Origin of the sequence: Kitasatospora sp. NPDC057692, assembly GCF_042799475.1 — a bacterium.
Taxonomy (GTDB): domain Bacteria; phylum Actinomycetota; class Actinomycetes; order Streptomycetales; family Streptomycetaceae; genus Kitasatospora.
Genome location: NZ_JBHVIV010000154.1, coordinates 1 through 9,611, shown reverse-complemented (window position 1 = coordinate 9,611; position 9,611 = coordinate 1). Strand labels below are relative to the sequence as shown.

General features: G+C 68.0%; 12 protein-coding genes. 4 read left to right on the top strand and 8 right to left on the bottom strand.

Features of this window, described 5'->3' with window-relative positions:
- Positions 1–452: 452 nt before the first annotated feature.
- The 3 genes from ACFVFS_RS39720 (at position 453) to ACFVFS_RS39710 (ending at position 5,726) form a co-directional block, all read left to right on the top strand.
- Positions 453–1,316: a hypothetical protein gene (locus ACFVFS_RS39720; protein ID WP_380629920.1), complete on the top strand. Its 864-nt coding sequence runs from the start codon at positions 453–455 to the stop codon at positions 1,314–1,316.
- Positions 1,313–5,296 (top strand): caspase family protein, encoded by a 3,984-nt coding sequence (locus ACFVFS_RS39715; protein ID WP_380629918.1) that lies wholly within the window; start codon positions 1,313–1,315, stop codon positions 5,294–5,296. The genes ACFVFS_RS39720 and ACFVFS_RS39715 overlap by 4 nt, the downstream gene beginning before the upstream one ends.
- Positions 5,297–5,450: 154 nt before the next feature.
- Positions 5,451–5,726 carry a hypothetical protein gene (locus ACFVFS_RS39710; RefSeq protein ID WP_380629916.1) on the top strand — a complete coding sequence of 92 codons (276 nt, stop codon included), beginning with the start codon at positions 5,451–5,453 and terminating at the stop codon, positions 5,724–5,726.
- A gap of 16 nt (positions 5,727–5,742) precedes the next feature.
- Here ACFVFS_RS39710 and ACFVFS_RS39705 read toward each other — a convergent pair whose 3' ends face one another.
- The 8 genes from ACFVFS_RS39705 to ACFVFS_RS39670 form a co-directional block, all read right to left on the bottom strand.
- Entirely contained in the window at positions 5,743–5,973 is a 231-nt protein-coding gene (locus ACFVFS_RS39705; RefSeq protein WP_380629914.1) for a hypothetical protein, read from the bottom strand.
- A 25-nt stretch (positions 5,974–5,998) separates the two neighbouring features.
- The gene (locus tag ACFVFS_RS39700; protein ID WP_380629912.1) at positions 5,999–6,226 is read right to left on the bottom strand and encodes a MarR family transcriptional regulator; all 228 of its coding nucleotides are present in this window, start codon (positions 6,224–6,226) and stop codon (positions 5,999–6,001) included.
- Positions 6,227–6,330: 104 nt separating this feature from the next.
- Complete coding sequence (locus ACFVFS_RS39695) at positions 6,331–6,660, bottom strand: esterase (RefSeq protein WP_380629911.1); 330 nt, start codon at positions 6,658–6,660, stop codon at positions 6,331–6,333.
- Positions 6,661–6,751: 91 nt separating this feature from the next.
- Positions 6,752–6,964, bottom strand: coding sequence for a hypothetical protein (locus ACFVFS_RS39690; RefSeq protein WP_380629909.1), 213 nt, complete (start codon positions 6,962–6,964; stop codon positions 6,752–6,754).
- 62 nt (positions 6,965–7,026) lie between these two features.
- Positions 7,027–7,299 carry a hypothetical protein gene (locus ACFVFS_RS39685; RefSeq protein ID WP_380629907.1) on the bottom strand — a complete coding sequence of 91 codons (273 nt, stop codon included), beginning with the start codon at positions 7,297–7,299 and terminating at the stop codon, positions 7,027–7,029.
- A gap of 149 nt (positions 7,300–7,448) precedes the next feature.
- On the bottom strand, positions 7,449–7,679 hold the full coding sequence (locus tag ACFVFS_RS39680; protein WP_380629905.1) for a hypothetical protein: 231 nt from the start codon (positions 7,677–7,679) through the stop codon (positions 7,449–7,451).
- Positions 7,680–7,787: 108 nt separating this feature from the next.
- The gene (locus tag ACFVFS_RS39675) at positions 7,788–7,919 is read right to left on the bottom strand and encodes a hypothetical protein (RefSeq protein WP_380629903.1); all 132 of its coding nucleotides are present in this window, start codon (positions 7,917–7,919) and stop codon (positions 7,788–7,790) included.
- Positions 7,920–8,277: 358 nt separating this feature from the next.
- Positions 8,278–8,949 carry a recombinase family protein gene (locus ACFVFS_RS39670; protein WP_380629901.1) on the bottom strand — a complete coding sequence of 224 codons (672 nt, stop codon included), beginning with the start codon at positions 8,947–8,949 and terminating at the stop codon, positions 8,278–8,280.
- A 49-nt stretch (positions 8,950–8,998) separates the two neighbouring features.
- Here ACFVFS_RS39670 and ACFVFS_RS39665 point away from each other — a divergent pair, with 49 nt between their 5' ends.
- Positions 8,999–9,520 (top strand): cytochrome P450, encoded by a 522-nt coding sequence (locus ACFVFS_RS39665; RefSeq protein ID WP_380629899.1) that lies wholly within the window; start codon positions 8,999–9,001, stop codon positions 9,518–9,520.
- The last annotated feature ends 91 nt before the right edge of the window (positions 9,521–9,611 follow it).

Below are 9,611 nucleotides of genomic sequence, written 5' to 3'. Positions count from 1 at the left end.
ACAAGACCCCGGAGAGCTACCTCGCCGGCCTCCACCTTCGTGGCGCGATGATCTGGATCAAGGACCTCACCAAAGCCGCTTGATCACGACCAAATACGCGCCCTAGTACTCGCCGGGCGGTATATGCGGACGCCGGGCTTGGGCGGCCCCATTTGGCGGGCACGGGGCGCCTCTTTGGCGGCGCCTCGTAGACCCACTGATCTGCAGAGTTCTCGGCAGTCGGGCTTGCCGTGACTGACGTGACCCTCTGCTACCACCGGATGCGCGACAGAGCCGAAGACCATACAGACCCGATCATCCAAGATCCCCGACAGGGTCAAGAGCCGATGCACTGCGACAGGTAGGCGCAGTGAGTGCGGGGATTTTGCCACTGGACGTGGCCAGGGGCTGGTAGATGTGGAACCCTCAAGGCTGGCGCTGGTCCTGGCCTTTCTCGTCTGGGGGTGGGCGCGGTGGCCCGGGTGGTGTGCGTGCACGGGATGGGGCAACAGGTCAGGGGGGAGGACCGACTGCGCTCCGCGTGGTGGCCCGCGCTGAGCGACGGGCTACGGCGAGCCGGTGCGGCCGAGGGGCTGCTGGCGGCGTCGGACATCGCGATGGGCTTCTATGGGGACGTCTTCCGCCCGGCAGGACAACTGCTCACGGCCGGTGAACTGCCCTACACAGCCCAGGACGTCGAGGCGGGGTTCGAGCGGGATCTGCTGGCGGCGTGGTGGCGGGCGGCCGCCGAAGTGGATCCTGAGGTAGTGCCCCCGGATGCTGCTGACACACTTGTGGCCACGCCACGTTCGGTACAGGCCGCACTGCGCGCGCTGTCGGGGTCACGGTTCTTCGCGAACGTCGCGCTGCGACTTGTGGTCGCGGATCTCAAGCAGGTCCGGGCCTATCTGACGGACACGAAGATCCGCGAGCGGGTGCGGAGCCGGGTCATGGCGCAGATCGGTCCGGACACGCGGGTCGTGGTCGCTCACTCACTCGGCTCGGTCGTGGCCTACGAAGCCCTCTGCGCACTGCCCGGTCACGGGGTGCGGGCGCTGGTGACGATCGGCTCGCCACTGGGTATCCGCAACCTGGTTTTCGACCGTCTCCAGCCGGCACCGGCCGAGGGACGGGGGGCCTGGCCCGGCGGCGACGACCTTACTTGGACGAACCTGGCTGGCACCGGCGACGTGGTCGCACTCGTAAAGGACCTACGTCCCGTCTTCGGTGAACGGGTCCGATCGGCGCTGCTCTCGAACGGCACGCACGCGCACGATGCGACTTCGTACCTCACAGACGAACTCTGCGGCCGCGCAATTACCGAAGGCCTGGAATGACAACGTCGGATGGCCCGGAGGACGGGCCGCGGCGGTTCTTGATCGCAGTAGCGGTGGCCGACTACCCGAATCACAGGGAGTGGAACCGACCCGGACTGGTAAGGGCCCGTGAGAAGGTCGTGGACCTCTTCACCGGCCAGCTCGGCTACCGCCTTCACGACCCGTTCCCTTCCAACCCCACCAAGCAGCAGCTGACCGACTCCCTGCGCGCGTTTTGTTCGTCATCGGAGCGCAGGGCGGACGATCTGCTGGCGGTGTACCTGTCCTGCCACGGCGAGGTTCTCGACGATGGCGGGGAGCATGTCCTGCTCACCGCCGACACCGACCCTGAGGACCTGACCTACACGGCACTACCGACCGCTGAGCTGACGCGGGCGATGCTGCGCGGCACCAGGGTTCAACGGGTCATGCTGCTGCTGGACGCCTGCTACGTCGGCCAGGGCGGCAATCAGATGGCCGCCGCGGCCCTGGAACGCCTCGGCCCGACCTGGGGCAGAAGTTCCGGATCGGGACTGGTGATCATCTCCTCCGCCCAGCCGCATCAGACGGCGACGGCAGGTCTGTTCCCGAAGCTACTCAAGAACGCGGTCACTGCCCTGTCAGTAGCCGGGTACGGCCCGCACACCCTGTCTGTGAATGCCGTGGTACAGCACATCAACGACTCCAAGGATCTGCCTGGCCATCAGCGGATCGGCTTGGCCATGGTGGGCATGGATGGCGAGCCGCCGGCGTTCTTTCCCAATCCCCGCTACAGCACACAGCTGAACGAGATAGACCTTGCACTACAACAGGCAGCGGCCTTCACAGAACAGGACCGGAAGCGGGAAACGGAGTTCACCTCCCGGCTACTGATCCGCGCCATGGGCTACCAGGGAGCTCACGACGACTCCACGGATCCCGCGTGGTGGTTCAGTGGACGTCATGCTGCCCTCCACGACCTCGCCGCATGGCTCAACACCGCTGCCGGAGCGAGCATGTCGGCCTGCCGAGTGGTCACTGGCGCCCCGGGCTCGGGCAAGACCGCGGTCCTCGGCCTGGTCGCCGCTCTCACCCACCCAGAACGGCACCGCACCGTCCCCGGCGATTCCATCGGCCTGCCCGCAGACCTGTTCGCCCCTGGCGCGGTCGAGACCAGCATTTACGCCCAGGGCCTGACCGACAAAGACGTCTTGGACGCCCTCTGCGCCGCCGCTCGCGTGCCGGCCACCACCGTCGGCGGACTCCTCGAATCCCTCAACCACCGTCCAAAGCCCCTGACTGTCCTCATCGACGCCCTCGACGAGGCCGTCACCCCCGACACCCTCTGCATCACAATCCTGCTCCCCCTGATCGAACACTCCCAAGGGCGCATCCGCTTGCTTCTCGGCGCCCGCCCCTACCTCCTGCCCCGCCTCGGCACCGGACCCGAGGACACCATCGACCTCGACGACCACCGATACGCCGACCCTCAAGCCCTCACCACCTACACGGTTCGAACCCTCCTCCAGGCACACCGCACCTCCCCGTATCGCGACCAGCCCCATGCAGCACGGCCCGTCGCCAAAGCCGTCGCGGATGCCGCTGGCCACTCCTTCCTCATCGCACGTATCACCGCCGGCGCGCTTGCCGCCGCCTCTACCATCCCCGACCCCAACGATCCCACCTGGCGCAACTCTCTCCCCCATCACGCCAGCACCGCAATGCACCACGACCTCCACCAGCGCCTCGGCAACGATGCCCAACGCGCCATCGACCTACTACGCCCCCTGGCTTATGCCCAGGGCCAAGGGCTGCCATGGGAGGACGTCTGGGCACCCTTGGCCTCCCACATTTCCGGCCGCACATACACGGACGACGACCTTCTGTGGCTCCGTCGGAAGGCCGGCTCCTACGTCGTCGAGGCGACCGAGAGTGGTCGCTCCGCCTATCGCCTGTACCACGAGGCGATGGCCGAGTACCTACGAGCAGGAACGGACCCCGAAGAGGTTCACGCCGCGTACACGCAGGTACTCACCGACCGCATCCCCTACCGCGCCGACGCCACCCGTGATTGGTCCCGCGCTCACCCCTACACTCTGGGCCACCTTGCCCATCATGCGGCCCGAGCCGGACTCCTCGACAAGGTATTGGCCGATAGTGAGTACCTCGTTCACGTTGCGCCAGGCGCACTCACCCCCCACCTTCACCACGTCAACGCCGACACCGCCCGTCTGACCGCCGCCGTATACCGCAACAGCCTCCATCTCCACTCGCACACCACCCCACAAGACCGACGACAGGTCCTCGCGCTGACAGCCGCTCGTGCTGGAGCAAGCGACCTCCACCAACGCCTCATCGGCCGGATCCCACCCGGCGACTGGGCGCCCCTGTGGGCCACCGGAAGCACCTTCGACGCAGCTATGCGCGACATTCTCTCTCGCGACTCCATATCCGCAGTGGCGTGTTCGGTCCTGGATGGTCGCCCTGTTGCCGTCAGCGTCCATAGGTATGGGGGGACGGTACAGGTGTGGGACGTGGGCACCGGGCGAGCGATCGGCAAACCTCTTGCCGGCCGCTTCGGCCGCGGTGTTGCAGTGGCGTGCACGGTGATCGACGGTCGCCCTGTCGCTGTCGTCGGGACACAAGAGGTAGGGCGAGTGCGGGTGTGGGACCTCGGCACCGGTCGGGTGATCAACGAACTTCACACTGGGCACGACGTGTACGCAGTGGCGTGCACAGCGATCGACGGACGTCCCGTCGCTGTCACGGGCGGGAGGGAGGCACTGCAGGCGTGGGACCTGGCCTCTGGCCAGATGATGTGCACCTCCCCAACCGACTATGCCGGGGTGGACACAGTAGCGTGCACAGTGATCGACGGACGCCCTGCTGCCGTCTCCGGCGGTTGGAACGGGATGGTGCGGGTGTGGGACCTTGGCGCCGGCCAGATGATCAGCGAACACACTGGCCACCGCGGCACCGTGACCGGGGTGGCGTGTACCGTCCTTGACGGTGTTTCCGTCGCGATCACCGGTGGTGGTGGTAAAAATGGCTGGGGGCTGCGGGTGTGGGACTTGACCCCTAGCCCAAAGGTTGGTGAACCCGTCGCTGGCCACCAGGGTCGCGTATTCGATGTGGCGTGCACGGTGATCGGCGGACGTCCTGCTGCCGTCTCCAGCGGTTGGGACGGGACATTAGGGGTGTGGGACCTGGGCACAGGCCAGATGATCAACCGATTTCCCATTCGCCAAAAGGGCCCGATCTATATGGTGGCCTGCACGGTCCTGGATGACCGCCCCGTCGCCCTCACTGTTGAAGACGAGGCGATCCGACTGTGGGACCTACGCACCGGCCGGAGGGCCCGATCGCTCACTACTCGTCGAGGCGGCAGCAGCCGCCCGGGTGCAGTCACAGTCCTGGAGGGGCGGACCGTTGCCCTCATCGTCAAAAGCGAAGCGATCCGACTGTGGGACCTGCGCACCGGCCGGAGTACCTTGCGACCTCTTACAGAACAGGCCGGCTACCCGATCGCAACGGCATGCACGGTCCTCGACGGCAGCCCTGTCGTCCTCACCGGCTACATGGACGGGAAAGTGCGGGTGTGGGACCTAGATACAGGTCGAATGATCGGTCGGCCTCTCACAAGCGGAGGAGGCGACGTGGGCTCGATAGCGTGCACAGTCCTCGATGGCACCCCCATCGCGCTCATCAGCGGTGCTGATGGGACGGTGCGGATGTGGGACCTGCGCACCGGCCAGCGTACCGGTCGACTGGTCGGCCCGTCTCTCCGCGAGAATGACAGCAAGGTCGAAATCGCCTGCATGACCGTCAACGACACTCCCATTGCCATCATTGCTAACGGCAACAGGAACAATAGTGTGACGACGTGGGACTTGCGCACCAGGTCAGCCATATCGTCGATCACTCTCGACGAACCCTTTGCAGTCGCTCTCACCAACACCGGCGGCCTCGCCGTCGGCTTCTACAACGACATTGCCTTCTACCATCGCCAACCGACTCGATGATGGCGCTCTCTGAGCGAAAGGAGGTCGCCGCCGGTACGGTGGCGATCTCCTTTCGCTGTCGTGATGGTCAGTGTTCGGCGTCGGCAGGTCCGTCGGGTGTAGGCAGGCTGCCGTCCCGGGACATCCGGTGGAGGCTGAGCCGGACAGCGGCCGTGTGCAGAGCGAGATCGGCACCGATGCCACCGGGTTCCTGTTGCAAGCGCTGGAGTACGAGCTGGTCGGTTCGGGCGTCGGAGGCTCGTGCGACGCGGTAGCCGGCGAGGGCGGCCCCGCCCATGACGAGCAGGCCGATGGCGCACGCCGCGTAGGCGTCGGAGATCGCCGCGACGATTGGGCGGCAGCGCCGAGCGCGGCGACGCAGCCGCAGGCCGCCAGCGGGATGGTCCGGCGGTCGGGATGGTCGGTCATGGGTGGATGTGGTGCTTCCTGACCGGGCGCAGCCGCTGTCAGTTACGGTTGGTCGACTTGGGCAGCCCTCCCCGGAAGTCGCATCCGGGGCACTCGTCTTCGCCTTCGATGTGGCCCTCGTACCAGCCGTGCACGGCGGCGTGCAGGATCGCCTGCTCGACCGTGGCCTCGCCGGTGCGTACGGAGTTGACGGCGTTCGCGACGATCAGCTGGAGCACGGCGGAGTCCGGCGGGGGAAACGGCGGGGAGGGCATCGGAGAAGCGCTCATGAGTCGAGAGCGTACGTCCTGCCAGTCAGTTGCCGGCCGTGTCGGCGTCGGTGACCAGGTCGCTGCGGTAACCCTGACCGAGCGGCTTCCAGTTGTGGAAGGTCGCGGGCTTCCAGCGCGGGCGGTCCGGAATGCTCTCGTCGTCCGGGGCGGGCAGGGCACCTCGGCTCTTGCGGCTGCGGGCGGCACCGACGCTGATCCCCAGGTGCGCGGCGACCTCGGTGTAGCCCCAGAGCTGCTGGTCGTCGGCCATCGTGTTCCTTCCTCGGTGTTCGGTGACGAGGGTACGCGGGATGAGCGGGCGGGCGTGCGGCAAGGCCGCCCTGCCGGTGGCGGGGCGGCCTTCTGCGGTGGTGTTCAGAGTTCGGCGAGCCGGTTGGCGAGGTCGAGGGCTGCGGTGGCGACGGCGAGGGCGGAGCATAGGCCGGTGACCTCGCGGACGGTGGGACGCACGAGGTGCGGCCAGTCGTCGGGGGCTGCGTACCAGGAGGCGAGGTGGACCTCGGTGGTGGCCAGGCCGAGGCGGGCGGTGACGTCCCAGCCCGCGCAACTGGCTGCCTCCCACCGCAGGCTGATGTGGCCGAGAGGAAGGCGGGGAGCGTCGGTGGGCAGCCAGAGGACGCTGATGGGGTTCGCGGGGTTGGCAGGTGCGCTGGTGACGAGGGCGCCGCAGACTCCGGCCGGCATCGGTCGTACGGCGAGGCCGTCGAGCGGTTGGGGTGTTCTGGGACGGTCGTGAGTGGTGATGTGGTGTTCCTTGTTCGGGCTCGGGGTGGTGTCAGGCCCAGGCGAGTTCCTCGCGGACGGCGGTCGGGAGATAGCCGTCCTGGCCGTCCTCGGCGAGGTAGGCCATGCCGTCGTGGACGATGACGTTCGCGCCGAGGAGGTGGGTGAACGGCCAGTCGGGGTTGACGGCCAAGCGCAGGCGCAGGTTCGGGTCGAGGTTCTGGAGCTGGGTGAGCAGGTGGCCGACGGTGAGGTACCGGGGCATCGCGGTTCTCCAAGTGGTTCGGGCGGCAGGGGGTTTGGGGGTGGTGTGGGGAGCGGTGGTGGTCACGGGAGGTCAAGGCGGAGCAGGTCGCGCAGCACCTTCGGGCCTTTGGCGGGTGCGGGGTGGGTGGCGAGGTGGCGCTTGCGGGACTCGTTGACGCAGCCCTTGCCGGTGCCCTTGAACTGCCAGGTGCCACAGGTGCAGACGGCTTGGGAGTAGGAGCGGCCGGGACAGTTGGGGTGGAGCGGCTTCCCGGAGCTGGTGTGCTTGTGGTCCGGCGGGCACAGGCTGTGGTCGGAGTGGTGGTTGGTCAGCGGGGCGCGGTGGGCGGCCATCAGTTCCTCTCGGCCGGTGGTGCGGCGCGCTGGGCGGTGGGCAGGCGGCGACGCGGCTCGATGAGGACGAAATCGTCGGCGGGCCACGGGTCGCAGGTGTCCCACGGGTGGCTGGTGGTCAGGACGACGGTGCCGTCCGGACCGTGGACCTAGGGGAGGCCGCAGACGCCGCAGCCGCAAGTCGGGTCGTACGTGTTGGGATGGGCCCAGTATGGGCCGGAGGCGAAGTAACTGCTGCGGGGGAACCGTCCGGGCAGTGCCGGGCCGAAGCCGGAGACGATCAGGTCTCCAGCGCGGACCTGGTCGGCGCGGACGATCCTCAGGCGGGTGCTGGCGAGGATGCGGCGGCTCGCGCGGTGCTCGGTGGTCGCGGTGACCACCACCGGGTGGAAGTCGGCGCGGTGAGTGTTCGTGGGTCTCTCCCTGCTGATCGGCGAGTTCCTCCAAGGCCGTCGGGACTCGGGAGGAGAGCGTGGACGATGGTTCAGTCAGCGAGCCGGTACGAGCGCATCGGACACACCCTCGGCTTCGCGAACCACGAGGCCGTCGGCGGCCAGGCGGTCGAGCGATCTGGCGACTGTGCGGTCGGGCAGGTCCAGTGCGTTGCCGATCTGGCGCACGCGAGCACCGTCGGGCACCTTGGCGAGGTGGGCGACGGCCTTGTGGTCGCGGCGCAGGCCCAGCTGGTGAACGTCGTCGAAGGCGAGCAGGAGGCCGCTGGCGGTGATGCAAAGGCTGGCGAGGAAGTTGGTGGAGTCCGGCTCGACGGAGAAGGCGTTGAGTGCTCAGAGCAGGGCGATGGCCGGGCCGGGGATGCGGGTGAGGTCGAGGGTGAGCTTCACGTGTGGTTTCCGTTCGGTGGTACAGGGTGTTGCTGGTGTGTGGGCCTGACGCCGTGGCGGGTGCCCGATGTCGGCCGGGCACCCGGGTGCACCCGCTTGCTGATGGCGTGGGCTCAGGTGGCCGGGGGGGTGGTGCTTATGACGGGGCAGCGGCTTCGGTTTCGACACTGACGGCGAGCGGGCTGGCCGAGGAGCTGGCCTGATGGGCGGCAAGCCAGCGGGCGATTGACTCGGTACAGGCGGCGCAGTCGTCCGTGAGGGAGAGGCTTCCGTCGCCGACGTAGATGTCCACCACCTCGTCTTTGCCGAAGGCGAAGGGTGACGCCGGGTCGGGGTAGAAGCAGGCGAGCCAGGCGGTGTGGGACTCGGCGGGGCGCGCGATCTGCCCGTCGTCGTCGGTGATCAGGACTTCCCCGCCGGGGATCAGCAGGGACAGGGCGAAGTAGCCGCCGCCGGTGTGGATGGGCTCGAAGGCGAGGCCGCGGCCCTCGTAGTCGAAGATGACCCGGGCCTTGCCCAGGACCGGTCCGATCTCGTCGATGCCCCGGCGGGTGAATCGGTCCATGGCGAAGTTCCACAGGCAGGGAACCTCGCCGTTCAAGACGGCGGCGAGCGCCTTGTCGAACTCCGGACGGACGACGTCCGACCAGGCGGACAGGTTGTCCACCCAGACCTTTCGCACCCGCAGTCCCTCCCGCGCCGCCCAGGCGCGGCCGGTGGTCTCCTGCGCCTCGATCGACAGCAGATCACGCAGATCGGCGGTGCGGACGACCTTGGACTTCCGGAGATAGAGATCAACTTCCTGCATGGAAAACGGCCCTCCTCGAACCGGTCCATCTGGGGTGGAGGGGACATGTTTGCGTGTTTTTCCGGCCGTCGCCGGGAACGAGACGCTGCGCAACGGCCTGCCCGGCGGCCTGTACACCCTGCTCACCCACCCCGACCAGCACCGGCTGCTGCTCTCCCGGCCCGACCTGACCGCCTCCGCCGTCGAGGAGATGCTGTGCCACTGGCCGCCGGTGCTGGACTTCCGGCGCACCGCCACCAGGGACGTCGAACTCGGCGGACGGCTGCTCCGGCGCGGCGACAAGGTGGTGGTCCACCACGCCTCGGCCAACCGCGACGGGACGGTGTTCCCAGACCCCGACCGCTTCGACATCACCCGCAGCCCCAACGACCACGTCAGCTTCGGGTACGGCCCGCACTTCTGCCTGGGCGCGCAACTCGCCCGCCTCCAGATGGCGGCGCTGCTGCGCCACCTGCTCACCGCCCTGCCCGACCTGGAGCTCGCCCCGGGCGCGGCACCCCGCCGCCTGGTCTCCAACTTCCAGAACGGCCTCAAGGACCTCCCCGTCCGCTGGCGAACGGAGCGCCGCTAGGGCGCGTATTTGGTCGTGATCAAGCGGCTCTGGTGAGGTCCTTGATCCAGATCATCGCGCCACGAAGGTGGAGGCCGGCGAGGTAGCTCTC